Below are 22,894 nucleotides of genomic sequence, written 5' to 3' on the forward strand. Positions count from 1 at the left end.
GCACCCGCCCGGCGCGCAGGGGTTCGGCCAGGATGCGCGCCGCGGCGACCGCGTCAGCTACCGCCAAGTTGATGCCGACCCCACCGACCGGTGACATCGCGTGCGCCGCGTCCCCGATCAGCAGCAGCCCGTCGCGATACCAGCGCCTGAGCCGGTTGAGTTGCACGTCAAGCAGTTTCACCTCGTCGAAGGACGCCAGCGTGTCGACCCGGCCAGCCAGCCAGGGAACCTGACCGGCCAGCACCCGGCGCAGCGCCTCGATGCCCTCTGCGCGCAATTGCGCGTCGGTTCCCTTCGGAATGATGTAAGCGATCTGGTAGTAGTCGCCGCGGTCGATGGTGATCGTGGCGTGTCCGTCTCCCATCACGCCGGCCAGCCCGCGGGGGTCGTCGGCCTGGCGCGGCAGGCGGAACCACCACACATCCATTGGGGCTCCGAATCCGTGTGGGATCAGGCCGGCCGCCGAGCGCAGCGTCGAGGAGCGGCCGTCGCAGGCTACGGTCAGCGCGGCGCGCAGCTGCCGGGTCTGCCCGTCGGCGCCGCGATACTCCCCGCCGGTGATCCGGTCGCCTTCCGTGATGATGCCGGTCACCTCGGTGCTGCGGAGCAGCCGGAAAGTCGGCTCGGCTTCGGCCGCGGTGGCCACCAACTCCAACAAATCCCACTGCGGCACCAAGGCGATGTGCTTGTGCGCGCCGGGAAGCCGCCGCAGGTCCAACTCCACCGGGACACCCTGCAGCTGCATGTGGATGCTGTCGATCATCCGGTGCGGAAGCCGCTCGAACTGCTTTCCCAGACCGAGTTCGTCCAGCAAACGCAAGGTGCTGGCGTGCACAGTGTCGCCGCGGAAGTCCCGCAGGAAATCGGCGTGCTTCTCCATCACGGTGACGTCGACGCCGGCGCGCGCGAGCAGCAGGCCAAGCACCATGCCCGCCGGTCCGCCGCCGGCAATCAGGCAGGAGGTTTGTTCGATTACCGGCTCACCAGCCGGATCAATGGACACCGGCCGATCTTGACACGTTGGATCAGTGCCCCGCTGCGAATAGGGTGAGCCCGGTGGACGGGTTCCTGAGTTGGTGGGACGGCGTCGAGTTGTGGTTGTCCGGGCTCGGCTTCGTCCTGCAGACGATCGTGGTGATGCCCGTGGTGCTGGTACTGGCCTACCTCGTCGCGGTGGCCCTGGACAGCCTGCTGGGCTACGGAACCCAGGCGCTGCGGCGCGCGCGGCCCGGGCGGCGGCCATCGTCGACGGGTCGGCGAGATGAGGGCCCGTAGGTGATCAAACTGCCCGGATCCCCGGTGACGTGGGTGCTGATCACACTCGTCGTCCTGGTGATACTGACCTGGCTGTTGACCCGCTGAGGCCGCCTTGGCTGCAACCGGTGAGTCAGGCGCATTCTGTTAGGCTTCCCGCCATGCGCCCAGCATCCGGCCCAGGCAAAAGCGACGCGGTGTCGCTCCTGACCGCGGCTGACTGGGTCGTCGCTGACAAGCACTGTTGTCGCTAGGAACGTACCGCGCGCGGTCGTGTATCGGGGTGCATGCAACCTGCCGAGCACGCTCGAACAACCCGGGATCAGCCCAGTCACCCGAAGCCCGCATCGAAAGGTCGCCCATGCTCGACGCCGACGGCGGCATCGGAGGTGTTGCGCGCAGGTGCCGGCATGTCGTCGCGTTCGCTGTCGCCATCAGCGTCGTGACGGCCTGCGGGGGAGGTCCTAGCGACGTAGTCGGGGGCGCGGCGGTGAACGCGCGATCGAGTATCACCCTCGTCGCGTATTCGGCGCCGGAACCCGGGTGGAGCAAGGTTATTCCCGCGTTCAGTGCCTCCCCGGAAGGCCGGGGCGTCGAGGTGATCACCTCCTATGGCGCCTCGGGTGACCAGTCTCGCGGTGTCGTCGACGGTAAGCCCGCCGACGTGGTGAACTTCTCCGTCGAGCCCGACGTCACCCGACTTGTCAAGGCGGGCAAGGTATCCGAGGACTGGAACACCGACCTCACCAAGGGCATCCCGTTCGGCTCAGTGGTGAGCCTGGTGGTGCGCAAAGGCAATCCGAAGAACATCAGGGACTGGGACGACCTGCTGCGGCCCGGCGTCGAGGTCATCACGCCCAGCCCGCTCAGTTCTGGTTCGGCGAAATGGAACCTGCTGGCTCCTTACGCGGTGAAGAGCAACGGCGGCCGAAATGTTCAGGCGGGCCTCGACTTCGTCAACAAGTTGGTCAGTCAGCATGTCAAACTACGTCCTGGTTCCGGACGGGAGGCGACGGATGTCTTCGTCCAGGGCAGCGGTGACGTGTTGATCAGCTACGAGAACGAAGCCATCGTCACAGAGCGCCAAGGTAAGCCGGTCGAGCACATCGTCCCGCCGCAGACCTTCAAGATCGACAACCCGGTGGCGGTGGTGACCACCGGCGCGCATTTCCAGACCGCGAACGCATTCCGGAATTTCCAGTACACCGCCGAGGCGCAAAGATTGTGGGCACAAGCCGGTTTCCGGCCGGTCGATCCGGCGGTGGCCGCCGACGTCCGAAATCTTTTCCCCGTTCCGGTGAAGCTTTGGACGATCACCGACCTCGGTGGCTGGGGCGCGGTAGACCCTCAGCTTTTCGACAAGAGCGCCGGCAGCATCACAAAGATCTACATGAAGGCCACCGGATGACGACCGCGATCACGCCCGACCCGGAGGCGGTCCGGCCAGAACTCGATCCCCGGGCACCCGGCCGGCGGCGTTTGACCGACCGCTACCGCGGCAGCACGTCGCTTCGGGTCGGCACGGCGGTGCTGTGGCTGTCTGTGATCGTGCTGCTGCCGTTGGCCGCGATCGGCTGGCAGGCTGTCGGCGGGGGATGGCAGGCATTCTGGCTGGCGGTCAGTTCCAATGCCGCACTGGAATCATTCCGGGTGACGTTGACGGTTTCGATCGGCGTCACGCTACTGAATGTGCCGTTCGGCTTGTTGATCGCCTGGGTGCTGGCCCGCGACGATTTCTGGGGCAAACGGCTGGTCGACGCGGTCATCGACCTGCCGTTCGCGCTGCCGACCATCGTGGCGAGCCTGGTGATGCTGGCGCTGTACGGCCCGCACAGCCCGGTGGGTTTGCGTCTACAGCACACGCCGTGGGGGGTGGGGGTGGCGCTGGCGTTCGTCACGTTGCCGTTCGTGGTGCGGGCCGTGCAACCCGTGCTACTCGAGCTTGACCGCGAAGCTGAAGAGGCGGCCGCGTCGCTGGGTGCCAACAACTCGACGATCTTCACCGCCGTCGTGCTGCCGTCATTGACCCCGGCGTTGCTGTCCGGCGCCGGTCTGGCGTTTTCCCGTGCCATCGGCGAATTCGGTTCGGTGGTGCTGATCGGCGGCGCCGTGCCCGGCAAGACCGAAGTGTCCTCGCAGTGGATCCGAACGTTGATCGAGAACGACGACCGCACCGGTGCAGCCGCGATTTCGATTGTGTTGTTGGCGATCTCGTTCGTGGTGTTGTTGGTCTTGCGGGTGCTGGGCGGACGCGCGGCCAAACGTGAGGAGTTGGCCGCGTGAACGCGCCGGCGACGATTTATTGGGTAGCGATGAGGTGGGGGCACCTCCCGCTTGCGGGGGCGAGCGGCGCTCATGACCTTGTCGCTTAGGGTTCGCTATCTTCTTCGCTTCACCGCGTTGGCCTATGTCTTTGTGCTGGTTATCATTCCGGTCGCGCTGATCCTGTGGCGTGCCTTTGCTCCCGGGCTCGGTCAGTTCTACGCCTATGTCAGCACCCCTGCCGCGATCTCGGCGCTCGATCTGTCGCTGACGGTCGTTGCGATCGTGGTGCCGCTGAACGTGATCTTCGGTATCCCCACGGCACTGGTGCTGGCGCGCAACAGGTTCCGCGGCAAAGGCGCATTGCAGGCGATCATCGACCTGCCGTTCGCGGTGTCCCCGGTGATCGTCGGCGTGGCGCTGATCGTGCTGTGGGGATCAGCGGGCGCGCTGGGCTTCGTCGAGAAAGACATTGGTCTCAAGATCATCTTCGGGCTGCCCGGCATCGTGCTCGCCAGCGTGTTCGTCACCCTGCCGTTCGTGGTGCGGGAGGTCGAGCCGGTGCTGCACGAACTGGGCACCGACCAGGAACAAGCGGCGGCAACGCTGGGATCCGGCTGGTGGCAGACGTTCCGGCGGATCACGCTGCCCTCCATCCGATGGGGGCTGACCTACGGCATCGTGCTGACCATCGCCCGCACGCTCGGGGAGTACGGCGCGGTCATCATGGTGTCGTCGAACCTGCCCGGGCGATCGCAGACGCTGACCTTGCTGGTCTCCGATCGCTACAACCGAGGCGCCGAATACGGTGCCTACGCGCTGTCGACGCTGCTGATGGTGGTCTCGGTGGCGGTACTGATTGTTCAGATCGTGCTCGACGCGCGGCGCGCCCGCGCGACGAATTGACACCCGGCAAGGAGGAAAGATGACGACGAAGACCGCGATCGTCGTGCAGGGCGCCAACAAACGCTACGGCGACTTCGTCGCACTCGACGACATCAACTTCGTGGTGCCCAAGGGATCATTGACGGCGCTGCTGGGTCCCAGCGGTTCCGGCAAGTCGACGCTGTTGCGTGCCATCGCCGGCCTCGACCAGCCTGATACCGGCACCATCACGATCAACGGCCGCGACGTCACCAAGGAGCCCCCGCAGCGGCGCGGCATCGGGTTCGTCTTCCAGCATTACGCCGCGTTCAAGCATCTGACTGTCCGGGACAACGTCGGCTTCGGCTTGAAAATCCGCCGACGGCCCAAAGCGGAGATCAAGAAGAAGGTTGACAATCTACTGGAAGTGGTGGGGCTGAGCGGATTTCAGAACCGATACCCGAATCAGCTGTCCGGTGGTCAGCGTCAGCGCATGGCATTGGCGCGAGCGCTTGCGGTCGACCCGCAAGTGCTCTTGCTCGACGAGCCGTTCGGTGCATTGGACGCGATGGTCCGTGAAGATCTGCGGGCCTGGCTGCGGCGTCTGCACGACGACGTGCACGTCACCACAGTGCTCGTCACGCACGATCAGGCTGAGGCGCTCGACGTGGCTGATCGCATCGCCGTGCTCAACAAGGGCCGCATCGAGCAGGTCGGTTCACCGACGGATGTGTACGACTCTCCAGAGAACGCCTTCGTGATGTCCTTCCTCGGCGCGGTCTCCTCGCTCAATGGCACTCTGGTTCGTCCGCACGATCTTCGGGTTGGCCGCAGTCCCGACATGAAGATTGCCGCCGGGGACGGCACCGGCGAATCCACCGGAATCGTCCGCGCCACGATCGATCGGGTGGTGATGCTGGGTTTCGAGGTGCGAGTGGAGTTGGTCAACGCAGCAACCGGTGGACCGTTCACCGCACAGATCACCCGCGGAGACGCCGAAGCTTTAGGGCTCAAAGAAGGCGACACCGTCTACGTGCGCGCCACCAGGGTGCCGCTTATCGGCCGGGTGGGTAACGGCGAAGATCAGAACACGCTGACGTCGATCACGTAAATCCACCGACCCGGGACGTCGCTGAGTGGCCGGCCACCGACGCGGCGTGCCGCGGCAGTCAGCTTGCGCGCTTGACCACTCTGTCGTTGCCCCGGTCGGCGACGTACACGTTTCCGGCGGTATCGGCTGCCACCCCTAACGGCGTATTCAGGTCGGCGAAAGGCAGCACGGTCGGGGCGTTCGACCCGGCGGTCAACTTCAGCACTTGGTTCGTGTCGTGTTCGGTCACGTAGACGGTGCCGGCGTTGTCCACGGCGATACCCCAGGGCACCGTTACGCCGGTGAACGGCAACTCGGTCTGGGTGGTCGACCCGGCCGCCAGCTTCAACACCCTGTTGTTGTCGGTGTCGGTGACGTAGACGTTGCCGGCGGTGTCGACCGCCACACCATCTGGGTCGTTGAGACCGGTGAACGGCAGGTCGGTCGGGGTGCTCGAGCCGACCGCTAACTTCACCACCCGGTTGTTACCGCGGTCCGCGACGTACACGCTGCCCTGGGCATCCACCGCGACGCCCTCGGGGTAACTGAGGCCGGTGAACGGGAGCACGGTCTGATTACCCGACCCGGGCGCCAGCTTGACCACCCTGTTGTTGAAGTCGGCGGCGTAGACGGCACCGGTGTCATCCACCGCCAGCCCTTGCGGCTGGTAGAGGCCGTTGAACGGTAGGACGGTCGTGGTGTCCGACTTGGCTGCCAACTTCACCACCCGGCCGTACATGCCCTCGCTGGTGACATAGACGTCCCCGGATCTGTCCAGCGCCACCCCACCTGGCGAGAGGCGGAAGTCGATGCCACTGAACGGCAACACGGTCTGTCCGGATGCTGGCGTCGATGGCGACGGCCCCACCAGGACGTATCCGATGGCGGCGATGACAGCGATGACCAGGAGCGCGGCACCGCCGAGGAGCAGCCGCCGCCGGTGCCGGACAGGGGGCGGGGGCGGTGCACTGAAGTCTGGCAGACCCGCAGGGCTGACGGTGGCCGGGGTGCCATGTTGGCCGCGCCAACCGCCGCCGGCGGCAGGGGGCAGCGTCTGCGCCCGCTGTGTGGGCGGGTTCGGCGTCTGTGACCATGCCCGGGCCTGGGTCGATGCCTCACCCGACCAACCCGGATCGAAGGCCGTGGCCGGCCGGGACTCCTCACTCTGCTCCAGGATGTAGGCGGCCTGGTGCTGCTCATTTGCGGTCATCGCGTGGTGTGCGGCAGCGGCCAGCTCGGTGGCGCTGGCATAGCGCTCCTCGGGCTTTTTGGCCATGCCTCTGGCGATCACCTGGTCGAAAGCCGCAGGGACCTCCCCGGGTCGCAGCTGGCTCGGCCGCGGGGGCGGCTCTGTTAGATGCGCGGCTATCGCCCTTTCGATGCTGTCGGTCCGGTAGGGGGGCGACCCAGTCAGACACTGGGCCAACACACACGCCAACGAATAGATATCGGCCCTATGGGTGATCTCGTCGCCGGTGAACCGTTCCGGCGCCATGTAATTGTAGGTTCCCATCGCGGTCCCGGTCTGGGTCAGTCCCGGATCGGCGGCGGCGCGGGCGATACCGAAATCCACCAGGTAGGCAAAGTCTTCGCTGGTGATCAGGATGTTTTCCGGCTTGACATCGCGGTGCGTCACCCCGGCGGCGTGCGCGGCGTCCAGCGCCGACGCGATCTGGCGGACAATGGCGACAGCTCGCGGGGGGTTCAGCGGACCGTCGCGTTTCAGCAGCGTGGCCAGATCGGTGCCCTCGATGAGCCGCATGTCCAAAAAGAGCTTGCCGTTGATCTCGCCGTAGTCATGGATCGGTACCACATGGGGCTCGGTCAGCCGCCCCGCCTCTTGGGCTTCGCGTTGCATCCGGGCGCGGAACACCGGGTCATCGGAGAATTGCTGTGAGATCAGCTTCAACGCCACCATCCGGTTTCTGCGGGTGTCCTCGGCCTCGTACACCTCTCCCATCCCGCCACGGCCCAGCAGGCGTCGCAGCCGGTAGGGCCCGAACCACGTCCCCGCCCGCGAACCCGGCACGGAGTCGTTCACCGTTGACGCTCCCTTCGTCTCATCACGAGATCGCATTCACCGCTGTCGCCAGTTTCGACTGGAACGAACCGGGCAGCGGAATCGATCCATACTGATCGAGACCGTTTTGGCCCGGACCGATCGCGGCCTGCATAAAACCCTTTACCGCCGTCCCCGTCGCGGAATCCGGATACTTCGAGCACACGATCTCATAAGTCGCCTCCACAATCGGGTACGCACCCGGCTGCGTCGGCTTATAGAACGACGACAGGTCCAGTACCAGGTCGTTGCCCTGCCCGACGATTTTCGCCCCGGCGATCGTATTGCTCACCGAATTGGTCGTGATGGACACCGGATCGGGGCCCGCTGACGTGATGATCTGAGCCATGTCCAACTGTTTGCCCACGGCGAATGACCACTCGTTGTAGCTGATCGAGCCGTCAGTGTTCTGCACGGCTGCCGAGGTGCCATTGTCCCCGGCGGCACCGTCACCGACGCCTCCGAGGAAGGACTGGCCCGCGCCTTTACCCCAGGCACCGTTGGAGGCCGCATTCAAGTATTGCTGGAAGTTCGATGAGTTGGCGGATTGGTCGCTGCGGAAAATGACGTGAATCGGCGTTGCGGGCAGGCTGGTGCCTGCGTTGAGCGCCGTAATCGCCGGGTCGTTCCAACTGGTGATGCCGCCGTTGAAAATCTTCGCGGTGGTGGGCCCGTCCAGCTTCAGCGAACTGACCCCGCCGACGTGGTAGGTGACCGCGATCGGTTCAAACACCGCGGGCAGGTCCCACGCCGGCGATCCACACCGCGCCGCCGCCCGGTCAGGCTGACCCTTCGACGGGTTCAACGGGTCGCCCGAACCGGCCAGATCGGTCTCGTTGTTGACGAAATCCTTCACGCCTGCGCCGGAGCCGTTTGCGTTGTAGTCCAGCGTGTAGCCCGGACACGCATGGACGTAGGCGTAGACGAATTGTTCCATCGCGTTCTCTTGCGCGGTCGCGCCGCTGGCGCGGAGCTGCTTCTTGCCGCCACAGTCCACCTTCGGCGACGAGCTGTTCGTTTGGCTGCCGCACGCCGATAACACCAGTGCGCCGGCGGCTAGCAAGCTCAGTGCTGCGCAAAGCCGGTTGGACTTCACGGAACCCTCTCTGATCGGGGCGACGAACCCGCACTCCGCCGCCGGTCGAGTCGAGCCCGCAGCCGCACAGATTCCGTCGCTGCTCGGAAACGGGCGTGTGAACTCATTGTGAATAGTAAAACCTGAGAAGATGTATGGAACATGGACGGAGGTTGCCAGCGGTCGCCCGCGTCTGCGGCGTGACAACGTAACATCTGGTGTTGATGGCTCAACAACTCGACACTGGGACTGCCGCCGAGGCTGCTGCCGTGGATGCTGATGTCGCTGCTCCGGCCATGCAGGCGGTCCACCTCACCTTGGGTTTTGGCGCTAAAACAGTGCTTGACGAGGTAAGCCTGAAGTTTCCCGCGCGTACGGTCACAGCCCTGCTGGGACCGACCGGCTCAGGCAAGACGACCTTCCTGCGCACCTTGAATCGGATGAACGACAAAGTCGCCGGATATTGGTACCGCGGTGACGTCCTGTTGAACGGACAGACCATCTTCACCGACCGTGACGTGATGGAGTTTCGCCGCCGCGTGGGCATGCTGTTCCAGCGTCCCAATCCGTTCCCGATGTCCATCAGCGACAATGTGGTTGCCGGCGTGCGGGCCCACAGGATGGTGCCGCGCAGCGAATTCGAAAGCGTTGCCGAGGCTCGGCTCACTGAGGTTGGGCTCTGGGATGCGGTCAAAGATCGGCTTTCCGATTCGCCGTTCCGGCTCTCGGGTGGTCAGCAGCAGTTGTTGTGTCTGGCCCGCGCGCTTGCGGTGAACCCGGAGATCCTGCTGCTCGACGAGCCCACCTCCTCGTTGGACCCGACCACGACCGAGAAGATCGAGGATCTCATCCGATCGCTGGCCAACCGCCTAACCGTGATCATCGTGACTCACGATCTCGCCCAGGCCGCACGGCTTGGCGACCGAACGGCCCTATTCTTCGACGGCCTCCTGATCGAGGAAGGGCCGACCGAACAATTATTTCTATCGCCGCAGCGTGCCGAAACCGTGCGTTACATCTCCGGATTGTTCGGTGATCGCAAACTCCTTGGTGTCCTCGTCGGGGCCACGGAGGCGAATGGTGAAAAAGGAAGCTGAGAAAGGTAGGACGGGTGAAAATTCCGTTGCGCACGCTGTTGGTTGCCGTACCGCTGGTTCTAGTGGCGGCCGCCTGCGGTTCGAAGTCCACTTCCTCGAACCCTGGGGCCACTACCGGTAGCGTCGCCACTACGCCCGCGACGTCGCCGGTGGCGTTGACGGAGACCGGCGCCACGGAACTGTATCCGCTGATGAACGAGTGGGTTTCGGCCTATCACTCGAAATACCCCAACGTCACGATCACTACTGCGGCCACCGGGTCAGGTGCCGGGATCTCCCAGGCAATTGCCAGGACGGTCGACATCGGCGCCTCCGGCGCCTACCTGTCCGAGGGTGACATGGCCGCGCACAAAGGGTTGATGAATATCGCCTTAGCCATTGCCGCTGAGCAGGTCCATTACCACCTGCCCGGTGTCACCGAGCACCTCAAGCTGAACGGCAAAGTGCTGGCAGCCATGTATAAGGGCACGATCAAAACTTGGAACGACCCGCAGATCACCGCCCTCAATCCCGGGGTGAACCTGCCAGCCACCCCGGTGGTTCCGCTACATCGTTCCGACGGGGCCGGCGACACCTTCGTGTTCACCCAGTATCTGTCCAAGCAAGACGCCGACGGCTGGGGCAAGTCGCCCGGCTTCGGCACCACCGTCGACTTCCCGGCGGTGCCGGGCGCGCTGGGCGAGAACGGCGCCGGTGGCATGGTGACCGGCTGCGCCGAGACGCCCGGCTGCGTCGCCTACATCGGCAGCAGCTACCTCGATCAGGCCAGCCAGAAGGGGCTGGGCGAGGCACAGTTGAGCAACGCCTCCGGTAAGTTCCTGCTGCCCGACGCTCAGAGCATTCCGGCCGAGGCCACTGCCTTCGCCTCGCAGACCCCGGCCAATCAAGCGATCTCGCTGGTCAACGGGGCCGCCGCTGATGGATACCCGATCGTTTACTACGAGTACGCCGTCGTCAACAGCAACCAAAAGGATGCGGCCACCGCGCAGACGCTGCAGGCCTTTCTGCACTGGGCGGTGACGGACGGTGGCAGCCCCTCGTTCCTGGACAAGGTTCACTACCAGCCGCTGCCGGCGTCGGTAGCGAAGATGTCCGACGCCCAGATCGCCAAGATCACCGGCTAATTGATTCGTTGACCGTTTCCACCCAACAGCCTGTGCCGGGCGGCTCGGCCACACTTCGACGCGCGCTGGGGCGCGTCCGTGACGCGAGCCGCCAGGGCCACGCCGTCCGTTGGGCCGGCGAGGTGGGAGCGGTGATCCCGATGCTGGCGCTGGTCTTCGTGTTGGTGACGCTGATCATCGAGGCGCTGCCCGCAATCAGAGTCAACGGACTGCACTTTTTCACCGGCACAGATTGGAACCCGGGCAATCTCTACGGCGAGACAGTCGTCACACATGGCGTCGAACATCCGCTCGGCAATGACTACGGGGCGTTGCCGCTAATCGTCGGGACTCTGGCGACGTCTGCGATCGCGCTCATCATCGCGGTGCCGGTCTCTATCGGAGCAGCTTTGGTTATCGCGGAACGGTTGCCGAAGCGTCTCGCCTCGACTGTCGGGATGATCCTCGAATTGCTCGCCGGCATCCCCAGTGTCATCGTCGGTTTGTGGGGGGCAATGACATTCGGGCCTTTCATCGCCCACCACATCGCCCCCCTCATCGCCCGCAATGCTCCCGACGTGCCAGTGCTCAGCTACTTCCGCGGCGACACCGGCAACGGGGAAGGCATGTTGGTGAGCGGTCTCGTGCTGGCGGTGATGATCATCCCCATCATCGCCAGCACAACCCGAGACCTGATCCAGCAGGTGCCGGTGCTGCCCCGCGAGGGCGCGAGAGCGCTGGGCATGTCCGACTGGGAGTGCGCGCGGCGGGTCACCCTGCCGTGGGTGTTCAGCGGCATCGTCGGCGCAGTGGTCCTGGGGCTGGGACGCGCGCTGGGAGAGACGATGGCCGTCGCCATGGTATCCGGGGCGGAGTTGGGCGCAATGCCCACCAACATCTACTCGACCATGACCACCATCGCCGCCACCGTGGTGTCGCAGCTGGATTCGGCGCTGACCGACTCAACCAACTTCGCCGTAAAAACGCTCGCCGAGGTTTCTCTGGTGCTGATGTTGATCACGTTGCTGACGAATGTCGCCGCTCGGGCGCTGGTGCGCCGGACGTCGGGCACCGCGCTGCCGGTGGGACGGGGTATCTGAGGTGAGCGGACTACGATCGGTCGGCACTCGACGGAAAGTCGTCAATGCCGCATTCTGGACGGCCTGCTTCGGCTGTCTCACTGTGGTAATCGCCCCGACGCTCTGGATGCTGATCGGAGTCGTTGATCGTGCGTTGCCCGTATTCCGCTGGAGCGTGCTGGTGCAGGACACTCAGGGCACCGGAGGCGGCCTACGCAACGCCATCCTCGGTACGGTAGTCCTGAGTATCGGGGTCATACTGGTGGGCGGCACACTGAGCGTGTTGACCGCAATCTATCTATCCGAATTCGCCACGGGCAGAAGACGACTTATTCTGCGCGGCGCTTACGAGGTGCTGTCCGGTATCCCGTCCATCGTGCTCGGCTACGTCGGCTACCTGGCACTTGTGGTCTACTTCGACTGGGGATTCTCCCTTGCCGCGGGCGTGATAGTGCTCTCGGTTCTGAGCATTCCCTACATCACCAAGGCCACCGAGTCCGCGCTTTCTCAGGTGCCGACCTCCTACCGCGAAGGGGCAGAGGCACTTGGGCTGCCGTTCGGGTGGACCCTGCGCAAGATCGTGTTGAAAACGGCGATGCCCGGAATAGTCACCGGCATGCTCGTGGCGCTGGCGGTGGCGGTCGGCGAGACGGCACCCCTGCTGTACACCGCGGGCTGGTCCAATTCTGCTCCAACCGGACAACTCACCGACTCGCCGATCGGCTACCTGACCTACCCGATCTGGACGTTCTACAACCTGCCGTCGAAATCAGCCCAAGACCTCTCCTATGACGCGGCTTTTCTGCTCATCGTGTTCCTGCTGCTGCTGATTATCAGCGGACGGCTGATCACCTGGTTCTCGCGGCGGCATTCGGAAGCAGCCTGACGACCTGCTGCGTTGCGCAGCGGCATCCGGCGCTCCGGTCAGGCGGCAAGCTGGCCGGCGGCCACCGCCTCGTCGAAGCGGCTCAGCACCGTAGCCGCCACGAGTCGGTGGGCGCCCAGTGGCGCCGCCATCGGTATGCCGGCGTCTTTCGCTGCAGTCGCCACCTTGTCAGGCAGTCGTCCCGGCGCGAGAAACCACGGCGCAATCACCAGCCGGCGAGCGCCGCGTCGGCGCAACAGGTCGGCGGCGTCCGCCAGCGACGGCCCGGAGCCAGTAGCGAAAATCGTTGTGGCGGAGGCCAATTCGCTGCCTACGGCCAGCTTGGTCGCCACCGTTTGCGTGCGCGTGTTGGCCGCAGCGGCTGACGAGCCGATCGCAGCCACCACCACACCGAGATCGCGGTCAACAGACACCCCGCTCTCAGCCAGCCGTCGCCGCAGCAGCGAGATCAGCCGGTCGTCCTCCCCGAGCACATCAGCCAGCAGGGCCCGGCGACCTTCGCCCGCGTCGGCGATTTGCTTGGGGATGTCGACCCGGGAGTGGTAGGCGTCAGCCAGCAGCAGTGGAGTCACAACGACCTTGCCCCTGCTGATCGCAAGGACGTCCGCCACTCGCGGCTCGTTCAACTCGCAAAAGGCAACCCGAATAGTCAGGTTCGGCCGCATATCTGCTATCAGTTCCGCGACGACCCGCGCATTGGCGGCCGACCGGGGATCCGCGCTGCCGTGAGCGGTGACCACCAGGGTGGTCACGAGGCGTGCAGCCCGCATTCGGTCTTGGACCGCCCCTGCCAGCGACCGCTCCGCGGGTCGGCGCCCGCCAGCGGCTTGGCGGTGCAGGGTGCGCAGCCGATCGACGAATATCCGTCGTCCATCAGCGGATTGACCAGCACATCGTTCTCGGCGATGTATTCGTCGACGTCTTCTTGCGACCAGGTGGCCAGCGGGTTGACCTTCACCACTTTGTAGGCTTCGTTGAAGCTGATCAGCGGGGCGTTGGCGCGGGTCACCGCCTCGGATCGGCGCAGCCCGGTCACCCATGCGGAGTAGCCGCGCAACGCTTTGCCGAGCGGAACGACTTTGCGCTGCCGGCAGCATTCATCGGGTTCGTGGGCGAACAGATCCTTGCCCAGCAGCCGGTCCTGCTCGGCCACGCTGTGTTCCGGGGTGACGTTGAGGATCCGCACGTCGTATACCGCCTCGATCGCGTCACGAGTACCGAGAGTTTCGACGAAGTGGTAACCAGTGTCCAAGAAAAGCACCGGCACGCCCGGGCGAACTTTCGCAGCCAGATCTACCAGCACCGCTTCCTGCATGCTGGAGGCCACCACGTAGTTGCAGGTGGCGCCGCCGCGAGGACCATGGATGCCACCGAAATGCCGGTCGGTCCAACGCAACAGCTCAGTGGCGTCCGCGCCGTCCAGCTCGGCCGCGCCGCGCGCCGCCAGCTTGCGCAAATCGGACTCGGTGTAGCCCAGGCTCATCGCAAGTCCGCCTCATCGGCCCGCACAGCCCACTGCGCGAAACGCTCACCGTCGTATCGATGTTTGACGAAGTTGCGGACTACCCGGTCGAGGTAGTCACCCAATTCGTCACCGGTCACCTTGTGCTGGCGCAGTTTCCGGCCGAAGCCGCTATCGGCGCCCAGGCTACCGCCCAGGTGCACCTGAAAACCCTCGACGGACCCGCCGTGCCCGTCGTCGATCATTTGCCCTTTGAAACCGATGTCGGCGACCTGGATTCGGGCGCACGAGTTCGGGCAGCCGTTGATGTTGATGGTGATCGGCACGTCGAGCCGGGCGTTGAGGTCGTCGAGCCGGCGCTCGAGTTCAGGCACCAAAGACTGTGCCTTGACTCGGGTCTCGGCGAACGACAGCTTGCAGAACTCGATGCCGGTGCAGGCCATCAGATTCTGCCGCCAGTGCGACGGCCGCGCCGGAAGTCCGAGTGCGTCCAGACCGGCGGTGAACTCGTCGAGCTTTTCGTCGGGCACGTCGAGGACAACCAGCTTCTGGTAGGCCGTCAACCGCGCGCGATCGGACCCGGCGCGCTGCATGAGGTCAGCGACCGCGGACAAAACGGTGCCGGACACTCGCCCAGCGATCGGCGCGACCCCGACCGCGTTCCGGCCGTTCTTGAGCCGCTGCACCCCGACGTGGTCGATCGGATGCGGAACCGGCTGCGGTGCTGGGCCGTCGATCAGCGGCCGCTTGAGGTACTCCTGTTCGAGCACTTCACGAAACTTTCCTATGCCCCAGTCCTTGATCAAGAACTTCAGCCGGGATTTCGCGCGCAGCCGCCGGTAACCGTAGTCGCGGAACAACGCGGTGACGGCCTCCCACACGTCGGGTACCTCGTCGAGCGGCACCCAGGCGCCGACTCGCTGGGCCAGCATCGGGTTGGTGGACAGGCCGCCGCCGACCCACAAATCCAGGCCCGGGCCGTGTTCGGGGTGATCAACGCCGATGAAGGAGATGTCGTTGACCTCATGGGCGACGTCCTGCAGACCGGAGATCGCGGTCTTGTACTTGCGCGGCAGGTCGGCGTAGTCCGGATTGCCGATGTAGCGGCGGACGATCTCGTCGAGCGCGGGAGTAGGGTCCAGCACTTCGGTGAGCGATTCACCAGCCACCGGCGAACCGAGCAGGCCGCGCGGTGTGTCGCCGCATGCTTCGGTGGTGTCCAGGCCTACTTCCGCCAGTCGTCGCCAGATCTCGGGGACGTTTTCCACCTCGATCCAGTGAAGCTGCACGTTCTCCCGGTCGGAGATGTCGGCGGTGTCCCGGGCGAACTCCGAAGAAATCTGTCCCAGCGTGCGCAGCGCCGCCGCGGAGAGGGCTTTGCCGTCGCTGCGCACCCGCATCATGAAATACGGCGCCTCCAGCAGGTCCGCGTTCTCGTCTCCGGTCCACGAGCCGTCATAGCCCTCGGCGCGTTGGGTGTACAGGCCCATCCAGCGAAAGCGGCTGCGCAAGTCACTTTTGTCGATGCTGGCGAAGCCTTGCTGCGAGTACACGTCCTCGATTCGGGACCGCACATTCAGCGGAGCGTCGTCCTGCTTGGTCTGTTCGTTGGCATTGAGCGGTTCGCGATCACCCAACGCCCATTGACCCTCGCTGCGGCCTTTGGCGGGGCGGGGTTTGGTCATCCGACGGTTCTCTCTCGCGGCGTAGCCGGTCTTGGACCGCGCACACCACCGGGGGCTGTCCGGCGGCGCAGATCCCGTGGCCAGCTGAAAGTAAGGCGGGCAGGTCTACGACATCAAGGCAGACAGCGACAGCTGCAGGCAAGCTTGAATTCGATATGCCGCTGCGCCACCACTGGAATACGGCAGATGGTGTGGTGAGCGACGATCACGGCCTCCATTGTGCCACAGCCATCGGAGACCGATTCGAGCACGTCATAATTGGTTTCATGGTGAGCAAAACTACGCGCAGTGCCTGAGTCGTCAGTGAACGAAACCCGCCAAAATCCTGGACAATCAGCGGTGTGACACCGCAGCCGATCGACCTGCCTCCCGCGGCGGTGGCACCGGGCCGGCCATTCGGGGTGTATGTCCACGTGCCGTTCTGCATCACCCGCTGCGGGTACTGCGATTTCAACACCTACACGCCAGCTGAGCTCGGCGGAGTCAACCCCGACGCCTGGTTGCAGGTGTTGGCCGCGGAGCTCGAGTTGGCGTCCGCCCGACTGGGCGGACCGACGGCGACGACCGTGTTTGTCGGGGGTGGCACGCCGTCGCTGTTGGGAGGTGCCCGGCTGCGTGTCGTGCTCGACCTGGTCCGCCAGCACTTCGGCCTCGCGCCCGACGCCGAGGTCACCACCGAGGCCAACCCCGAGTCGACGTGGCCGGAGATGTTCGACGAGCTGCTCGACGCCGGCTACACCCGGGTGTCGCTGGGCATGCAGTCGGTGTCGCCGCGCGTGCTCGGCGTTTTGGACCGGGTGCACTCGCCGGGCCGGGCCGCGGCCGCAGCGGGTGAGGCGCTGAACGCGGGTTTCGAGCACGTCAGTCTCGACCTGATCTACGGCACACCAGGGGAAACCGACGACGACCTGCTGCGCTCAGTGGATGTGGCGGTGGACACCGGCGTGGATCACGTGTCGGCGTACGCCCTGGTCATCGAGGACGGCACCGCAATGGCGCGACGGGTACGGCGCGGCGAGCTGACTCCCCCCGACGACGACGTGCTGGCCGATCGGTACGAACTGGTGGACGCCCAGCTGCGCGCGGCCGGCCTGGATTGGTACGAGGTGTCTAACTGGAGCCGCCCCGGCGGGCAGTGCCGGCATAACGTCGGATACTGGAACGGCGGCCAATGGTGGGGCGCCGGGCCGGGAGCACACAGCTTCGTCGGCGCGACGCGGTGGTGGAACGTCAAGCATCCCAACAGCTACGCCGAACTGCTCGCTCAGCCCGCGCTGCCGGTGGCCGGTTATGAACAGCTCGACGCTGAAGCTCTACACACCGAAGACGTGCTGCTGCAGATCCGGCTGCGGCAGGGCCTGTCGCTGGATGTGCTGAGCGCGGCGGAGCGCGAGCGCGCCGCCGTCGCGGTGTCCGACGGACTGCTGGTCCCCGAAGAAGACCGGCTGGTGCTCACCGATCGCGGCCGGTTGCTGGCCGACGCGGTGGTGCGGACGGTCCTGGACTAGCCGTGTAGCGGTTACGCCGACTTTCTTTTGACGCCGACCTCTTTGACGCGGTGCGTCACCGATCCCCACGCCGACGGCGAGAAGTGTGTGGTGACTTCCTCGAATCCGTCGACACGGGTGACCGTCAAAACGCCGGTGTTCTGGTTGATGATTAACTCGTCGCCCTCGTTCGCATGAACTTCTTGTCCATCGAGGAGGCGGATGATGAACACGATGATTGCCTCTCTGTGTCGGCTTGCAGGCGGTCGCTTTGCGGTCGCCCTATGGCGAGCGGCATCTCGGCCGTAGCTGGATCGATGCTAGGGACGGCTGAGTACCGCATATGGTCGATTGCACGACGGGTGGGTGAACGTCTGGCGAACGCAGCCCGACCGGCCCCTCGCCGTGAAGCCCTTCGCCACGCCTGGTGGTCTTGCGCGGCGATACATAGGTTAGGCTACATTTACTAGTCGTGACCCAGGTCCGCGCCGAGACAGGCCAAACCGGCAGCGCGGCCGTGTCGATCCCCCTGCCTTCCGGCGTTGATCCGGGCGACGTGGCGGCCGAGCTGGCCGCGACCCTGCCCGACCGTGACGGTGAGGACTACCTGCTGTACGAGCGGGACGGGCAATGGGTTGTGGCGTGTGGGATGCGCGCGATGATCGAGCTCGACAGCGGCGAACTGCGCGTCGTTCGCGACGGCGTCACTCGGCGGCAATCGTGGTCCGGGCGGCCGGGGCCGGTGCTCGGCGAAGCGGTCGACCGGCTGCTGCTGGAAACCGACCACGCCTTCGGATGGGTCACCTTCGAGTTCGGCACCTACCGCTTCGGCCTGGGGGGCCGTCTGTCGCCTGGGACGCCGTTGGCGCGGGTGTTCTGGCCGCGTACCCGCATCGTGATCACCGCCGACGCTGTGCATTTTCACGACGCCGACAACCGCTACCCGGACGCGTTGCTGCGGTTGCTGGCCGACGGTGTGCCCGACACTCCGCCCGCATCACCGGTCGACGCCGTCAGCGACACTTCCGGCTACCGCGCACGCGTGGCCGAGGCGGTCGGAGAGATCACCGCTGGGCGCTACCACAAGGTGATTCTATCCCGCTGTGTGAACGTGCCGTTCGCACTCGACTTTCCCTCGACCTACCGGCTGGGTCGCCGGCACAACACCCCGGCACGGTCTTTCCTGTTGCGGGTCGGCGGGATTCGTGCCCTGGGATACAGTCCCGAGCTCGTTGCGGCGATTCACCGTGACGGTGTGGTGGTGACCGAGCCGCTGGCCGGCACCCGCGCGCTGGGCCGCGGCCCGTCGCTTGACCAACTGGCCCGGGAAGAGCTGGAGTCGGATTCCAAAGAGATTGTCGAACATGCGATTTCGGTGCGCGGATCGCTGCGGGAGATCACCGAGATCGCTGCGCCCGGCACCGCGGCCGTCACCGACTTCATGACGGTGCGGGAGCGCGGAAGTGTGCAGCACCTGGGTTCGACGGTCAGTGCACGCCTGGACGCGTCGAAAGACCGGATGGACGCTCTGGAGGCGCTCTTTCCCGCGGTCACCGCCTCGGGCATCCCGAAGGCTGCCGGTGTCGACGCGATCCTGCGTCTCGACGAGAATCCGCGCGGTTTGTATTCCGGTGCGGTGCTGGTGATTTCCGCTGACGGCGGCTTGGACGCGGCACTGACGCTGCGGGCGGCCTATGAGCAGGACGGGCAGACCTGGCTGCGAGCAGGGGCCGGGATTGTGCAAGCTTCGCAACCGGAGCGCGAATTCGAGGAGACCTGCGAGAAACTCGCCACTTTGGCTCCATATCTGGTTGCGCGGCAATAACAGAAGCTCAACGAGCTTCGACATCCATTGAATTCGCCATGTAGTCGGCCAGAATGCGGCTGACCAGCGACTCGATCGTCGACTCGATCGAAGACGCCAGTGTCGCGGTGACCGACGCGACGGCCTGAGTGCGGAACCGGACCAGCATGGTGATCAGCTCGGCGATCTCGGTGTCGGCGGGCAGCGGCTGACCTGGTTTGATTCGGTCGGCGACATGCTCGGCGCCGGTGCGCACCAGCATCTCGCTGATCTGGTCGACGAGCGGGACGATGCGTTCGTGTAGGTCGATCAGCTTGCCCATGCTGACGCCGTAGCCGCGGATTTCGTTGATTGCGTCGATCAACTTGGGTCGGGTGATGGTGGCCGTCGCGCCGTCGACGCGGATCAGCTGCAACTTCACCAGGCGAACGAAAGCGAGCCGGTCGTCGATCAGCCGCTGCGCGTCGCTCAACGACATGGTCGTCGGCTTCTCAGTGGTCCAGCTACCGACGATCGCGGTCTCCAGCCCGAGGACGTCACCGAGGTTCTTGCCCTCTTCCCAGGCGCTGAGCATCTCGCGGACGTGGGCGATCGTGTAACCCCGGTCGAGCATCGAGGTGATCAGCCGCAGCCGGGTCAGATGGGTGTCGTTGAACAAAGCGATGCGACCCACCCGCAGCGGCGGCGGCAGCAGACCCCGGTCGCGGTATACCCGGATGTTGCGGGTCGTCGTGCCGGCCAACCGGGCCAGATCGTCGATGCGGTACTCGCCGGAACCCGGCGCGGCGTGTGGTTGGCGTACCGCGGCGTCGAAGAGTTGAGACACCGCGTTCTCGACGACGTCGCGCGACTGCCGGCCCACCCGGGTGGGCACACGGCGCAAATTGGCCAGCACCGCGCTGATCGTGCTCGTCTCCGGCCGCGCCGCTCGCTCGGGTGCCATCGTCTTAGCCCCTCAGGCCTTGAGCGCGACTGCCGCGACACCCACGCCGGCCTCTCGGGTGACCGCGTGGTAGTCGGCCAGTCGGAAATTCCGCATTTGGCGAAGATACTGGGTGGCGAACCCCGGATACATCGACGCGTTGAATCCGTCTGCGGTGAGATACCAACTTTGACAACCCGACATCCAAGTCGTCCTGGTCAGCCGCTTTTGGATCCGCTCGTTGTGTCGGCGCTGAACCTGTTCGCGCACATCGAGGTAACGCAGGTCGTTGTCCAGAATGGTGGTGATGCCGCGCACCGCGTAGTCCAGCTGGCCTTCGATATAGACCAGTAGTGAATTGTGACCGGGTCCGGAGTTCGGCCCCGTCATGAAGAACAGATTCGGATACCCGTGCACGCTTGCGCTCTTGTAGGCCTGTGCGCCGTTGCGCCATTCGGTATGCAACTCGCGACCGCCGAGACCGGTGATCGCGAAGGGCGGACCGGTCAGGTGAACGTCGTAGCCGGTGGCGAACACGATGCAGTCCAGGTGATGTTCGATGCCGTCGCTGGTTCGGATGCCGACCGGGCTGAGCGTGGCGATCGGCCAGTCGATCAGTTTACAGTTGTCGCGCTGCAGGGCGGGGTAGTAATCGCTGGACACCAGCATGCGTTTGCAGCCCGGGGTGAAGTCGGGCGTCAACTGGCGGCGCAGCCACGGGTCTTTGACCGTCATCCGCAGGTGAGCTCTGCCCAGTCGCGCCACCAGCGACGTCAGCGGCGAGTTCCACACCAGTGCAGTGGCGCTGGCCTCGTGGCCCCAGAACAGGGCTTGGCGGGCGACCTCCTGGGCGGCAGGCATTTTCGTGAAGACCGCCTGCACTGCCGCAGGTGTGCTGACATCTAAGCGGGGCAGCACCCAACCCGGAGTGCGTTGGAACACTTTGACGAAACCGGCCTGCTTGACCAGTTCGGGGATGATCTGCACGGCGCTCGCTCCGGTGCCTATGACGCCGACCCGCTTGCCGGTGAAGTCGTAGCCGTCGTCCCAGCGCGCGCTGTGGATTTTGTGGCCTTCATAGCGTTCGATGCCCCGGATGTTGGGGAAGCTGGCCTCGGATAGCGGGCCGGACGCCAACACCACGGTGCGCGCACGGAATTGCTTGCGCTGCTCGGTGATTGCCGTCCATACGCCAGAGCTTTCATCGAAGGACAGCCCGCTGACGTCGTGGCCGAACCTGATGTGGCGGCGGATGTCGAACCGAGTCGCGAGGTCCTCGAGGTGACGGCAGATCTCTGCGGCCGGTGAGTACGTGCGCGACCAGGCGGGGTTTTTGACGAACGAGAACGAGTACAGCAGCGACGGGATGTCACAGCTGGCCCCCGGGTAAGTGGTGTCGCGCCAGGTCCCGCCGACGCGATCGCTGCGTTCGAGGATGACGATGTCCTCTTCATTTTTCAGCCCGGCCTGTCTCAGTTTGATCGCCGCGCCAAGGCCGGTGAAACCGGCTCCGATGATCAGCGTCGCGTGAGTGCGGGTGCGCGGCATCATCAGGCCGCCGGCTCGTGGGTGAGTTCTCTGGACCAGCTGGGCACCGGTCGCAGCAACGGCCGGGGGTAGCGCTCCGACAGCCACACCATGGAATTGGCCAGCAGGTGATAGGGATGATCAGGGTTCACCACCACCGCCGCGTGCCGTTTGAGCAGCTGATAGACCGGTACCCGCCAGGTGCTTTCGCCGCGCTCGCCGAGCTGTTTGAAGCGTTTGACCGCATTGTAGAGTCGCTCGGGTTCCATCCCCATCCCCACGATCTCGTTGCGGATTCGGTTGAGCAGCGGAGCGTACATCAGCATGCCCATGATGAGGCTGGGAGATGCGATCTTGCCGACGAATTCGATGGCGAGCTTTCGTGCGTTGGCATGACCGATCATGTTCAGCACTTCGAAATCAACCGCGATGTGCCGGGATTCGTCGTTGTTGATCTTCTCGAACACCTTATGGCACACCGGATCTTCGACGGTGTCCAGCAGGAACTTCAGCAGCGCACCGTCCAGCGCGACTTCCAGCATGGGGATGACGGTGCCCAGCACCGAAAGCGGCATGTCGTCGGAGTAGCGGTCCAGCCACTCGATGGCCAACCGGATGTTGACGTTGGGCTCGGGAATCTCCCCTTCGTCAAGCATGTCCCAGCGTTTCATCAGCGCCAGTTCGGCGTTGGCGTGGCGCTGCTCTTCGGCGTGGAAATATCGGTAGATCTCCGCCAGCGTCGGGGTCGGTGCTTTCTTGGCCAGGGCTGCGAACCCCCGCGCCCCGATGTTCTCGATCCAGCAGAGGTCGGCCATGAACGCTTTCAGTTTCGGCCGGAACTCAGGCTTGATGGTTTCGGCGCCGGGCGCGTCCCAGTCGATGTCAGCGAGCGCCCACTGGCGATCCTTGATCTTGGCGAGCATGGCTTCCATGTCGATGGCCATCGCTGTCCTCCTTCGGACTTCGGTTTCAGTGCGTGTTGACCCGCGACACCAGGCCGGCGGTTCGGGTGTAGACCGTCGGGGCAAGGCGTTTGATGTTCCAGCCGATCTTGGCGTCGAACTGCGGCATGCAGTACAGGTCGCCGCGGTCGTGGGCGTCCAGGCACGTTCGGGCCACCCGGGTCGCCGGGTATCCGGTCCAGCGCATCAACCTGGTCGCCAACTCGGTTGATCCGGCGCTCATGCGGCCGGATTCGACGATATTGGTCTTGACGAACGTCGGGCACAGCACTGTGA

At 65.1% G+C, this 22,894-nt stretch carries 21 protein-coding genes and 1 pseudogene; 11 read left to right on the forward strand and 11 right to left on the reverse strand.

The annotated features are described in order from the left end of the window. On the reverse strand, positions 1-928 hold a 928-nt coding region (locus WA317_RS11610), incomplete at its 3' end, for an FAD-dependent oxidoreductase (RefSeq protein WP_425173184.1). Positions 929-1,047: 119 nt separating this feature from the next. Between WA317_RS11610 and WA317_RS11615 the strand changes: the two genes are divergently transcribed. From WA317_RS11615 to WA317_RS11635, 5 genes are all read left to right on the forward strand, one after another. Continuing rightward, positions 1,048-1,275, forward strand: a complete 228-nt coding sequence (locus tag WA317_RS11615; RefSeq protein WP_425173167.1) for a hypothetical protein — start codon at positions 1,048-1,050, stop codon at positions 1,273-1,275. Between the two features lie 340 nt (positions 1,276-1,615). Further along, on the forward strand, positions 1,616-2,662 hold the full coding sequence (locus WA317_RS11620) for a sulfate ABC transporter substrate-binding protein (RefSeq protein ID WP_425173168.1): 1,047 nt from the start codon (positions 1,616-1,618) through the stop codon (positions 2,660-2,662). Next, a complete protein-coding gene (cysT, locus tag WA317_RS11625) occupies positions 2,659-3,537 on the forward strand; it encodes a sulfate ABC transporter permease subunit CysT (protein WP_425173169.1) in 879 nt (292 codons plus the stop codon). Before WA317_RS11620 ends, cysT begins: the two co-directional genes overlap by 4 nt. A gap of 72 nt (positions 3,538-3,609) precedes the next feature. After that, positions 3,610-4,422 carry a sulfate ABC transporter permease subunit CysW gene (gene cysW, locus WA317_RS11630; RefSeq protein ID WP_425173185.1) on the forward strand — a complete coding sequence of 271 codons (813 nt, stop codon included), beginning with the start codon at positions 3,610-3,612 and terminating at the stop codon, positions 4,420-4,422. Positions 4,423-4,441: 19 nt separating this feature from the next. Then, a complete protein-coding gene (locus WA317_RS11635) occupies positions 4,442-5,491 on the forward strand; it encodes a sulfate/molybdate ABC transporter ATP-binding protein (protein WP_425173170.1) in 1,050 nt (349 codons plus the stop codon). A gap of 58 nt (positions 5,492-5,549) precedes the next feature. Here WA317_RS11635 and WA317_RS11640 read toward each other — a convergent pair whose 3' ends face one another. Further along, positions 5,550-7,511 (reverse strand): serine/threonine-protein kinase PknD, encoded by a 1,962-nt coding sequence (locus tag WA317_RS11640; RefSeq protein WP_425173171.1) that lies wholly within the window; start codon positions 7,509-7,511, stop codon positions 5,550-5,552. A 22-nt stretch (positions 7,512-7,533) separates the two neighbouring features. Next, positions 7,534-8,625, reverse strand: coding sequence for a phosphate ABC transporter substrate-binding protein PstS (gene pstS / locus WA317_RS11645; protein ID WP_425173172.1), 1,092 nt, complete (start codon positions 8,623-8,625; stop codon positions 7,534-7,536). Between the two features lie 203 nt (positions 8,626-8,828). On the opposite strand from pstS (WA317_RS11645), the gene WA317_RS11650 reads away from it, so the two are divergent. The 4 genes from WA317_RS11650 (at position 8,829) to pstA (ending at position 12,769) form a co-directional block, all read left to right on the forward strand. Beyond that, positions 8,829-9,701 carry an ATP-binding cassette domain-containing protein gene (locus tag WA317_RS11650; protein WP_425173173.1) on the forward strand — a complete coding sequence of 291 codons (873 nt, stop codon included), beginning with the start codon at positions 8,829-8,831 and terminating at the stop codon, positions 9,699-9,701. A 14-nt stretch (positions 9,702-9,715) separates the two neighbouring features. Continuing rightward, positions 9,716-10,825: a phosphate ABC transporter substrate-binding protein PstS gene (gene pstS / locus WA317_RS11655; RefSeq protein ID WP_425173174.1), complete on the forward strand. Its 1,110-nt coding sequence runs from the start codon at positions 9,716-9,718 to the stop codon at positions 10,823-10,825. 65 nt (positions 10,826-10,890) lie between these two features. Beyond that, positions 10,891-11,904, forward strand: coding sequence for a phosphate ABC transporter permease subunit PstC (gene pstC / locus WA317_RS11660; RefSeq protein ID WP_425173186.1), 1,014 nt, complete (start codon positions 10,891-10,893; stop codon positions 11,902-11,904). Position 11,905: 1 nt separating this feature from the next. Continuing rightward, complete coding sequence (pstA, locus tag WA317_RS11665; RefSeq protein ID WP_425173175.1) at positions 11,906-12,769, forward strand: phosphate ABC transporter permease PstA; 864 nt, start codon at positions 11,906-11,908, stop codon at positions 12,767-12,769. Between the two features lie 38 nt (positions 12,770-12,807). Here pstA and WA317_RS11670 read toward each other — a convergent pair whose 3' ends face one another. Genes WA317_RS11670 through WA317_RS11680 form a run of 3 tightly spaced genes read right to left on the reverse strand, consistent with a single transcriptional unit; the run spans position 12,808 to position 15,916 of the window. Then, positions 12,808-13,539: a sirohydrochlorin chelatase gene (locus WA317_RS11670; RefSeq protein WP_425173176.1), complete on the reverse strand. Its 732-nt coding sequence runs from the start codon at positions 13,537-13,539 to the stop codon at positions 12,808-12,810. Beyond that, the gene (locus WA317_RS11675) at positions 13,518-14,252 is read right to left on the reverse strand and encodes a phosphoadenylyl-sulfate reductase (RefSeq protein ID WP_425173177.1); all 735 of its coding nucleotides are present in this window, start codon (positions 14,250-14,252) and stop codon (positions 13,518-13,520) included. Before WA317_RS11675 ends, WA317_RS11670 begins: the two co-directional genes overlap by 22 nt. Then, the gene (locus tag WA317_RS11680; RefSeq protein ID WP_425173178.1) at positions 14,249-15,916 is read right to left on the reverse strand and encodes a nitrite/sulfite reductase; all 1,668 of its coding nucleotides are present in this window, start codon (positions 15,914-15,916) and stop codon (positions 14,249-14,251) included. The genes WA317_RS11675 and WA317_RS11680 overlap by 4 nt, the downstream gene beginning before the upstream one ends. A gap of 341 nt (positions 15,917-16,257) precedes the next feature. Here WA317_RS11680 and hemW point away from each other — a divergent pair, with 341 nt between their 5' ends. Continuing rightward, positions 16,258-17,424, forward strand: coding sequence for a radical SAM family heme chaperone HemW (hemW, locus tag WA317_RS11685; RefSeq protein ID WP_425173179.1), 1,167 nt, complete (start codon positions 16,258-16,260; stop codon positions 17,422-17,424). An 11-nt stretch (positions 17,425-17,435) separates the two neighbouring features. Here hemW and WA317_RS11690 read toward each other — a convergent pair whose 3' ends face one another. Further along, entirely contained in the window at positions 17,436-17,636 is a 201-nt protein-coding gene (locus WA317_RS11690; protein ID WP_425173180.1) for a hypothetical protein, read from the reverse strand. A 239-nt stretch (positions 17,637-17,875) separates the two neighbouring features. On the opposite strand from WA317_RS11690, the gene WA317_RS11695 reads away from it, so the two are divergent. Beyond that, complete coding sequence (locus WA317_RS11695; protein ID WP_425173181.1) at positions 17,876-19,228, forward strand: salicylate synthase; 1,353 nt, start codon at positions 17,876-17,878, stop codon at positions 19,226-19,228. 7 nt (positions 19,229-19,235) lie between these two features. Here WA317_RS11695 and WA317_RS11700 read toward each other — a convergent pair whose 3' ends face one another. From WA317_RS11700 to WA317_RS11715, 4 genes and pseudogenes are all read right to left on the reverse strand, one after another. Further along, positions 19,236-20,150, reverse strand: coding sequence for a MerR family transcriptional regulator (locus tag WA317_RS11700; RefSeq protein ID WP_425173182.1), 915 nt, complete (start codon positions 20,148-20,150; stop codon positions 19,236-19,238). 12 nt (positions 20,151-20,162) lie between these two features. After that, positions 20,163-21,677: a flavin-containing monooxygenase gene (locus WA317_RS11705; RefSeq protein ID WP_425173187.1), complete on the reverse strand. Its 1,515-nt coding sequence runs from the start codon at positions 21,675-21,677 to the stop codon at positions 20,163-20,165. A gap of 2 nt (positions 21,678-21,679) precedes the next feature. Further along, on the reverse strand, positions 21,680-22,600 hold the full coding sequence (locus WA317_RS11710) for a ferritin-like domain-containing protein (protein ID WP_425173183.1): 921 nt from the start codon (positions 22,598-22,600) through the stop codon (positions 21,680-21,682). Positions 22,601-22,625: 25 nt separating this feature from the next. Then, positions 22,626-22,894: pseudogene (locus WA317_RS11715) on the reverse strand (SDR family NAD(P)-dependent oxidoreductase); the annotation flags it as partial.

Source organism: Mycobacterium sp. (assembly GCF_049802695.1).
In the GTDB taxonomy this organism is placed as follows: domain Bacteria; phylum Actinomycetota; class Actinomycetes; order Mycobacteriales; family Mycobacteriaceae; genus Mycobacterium.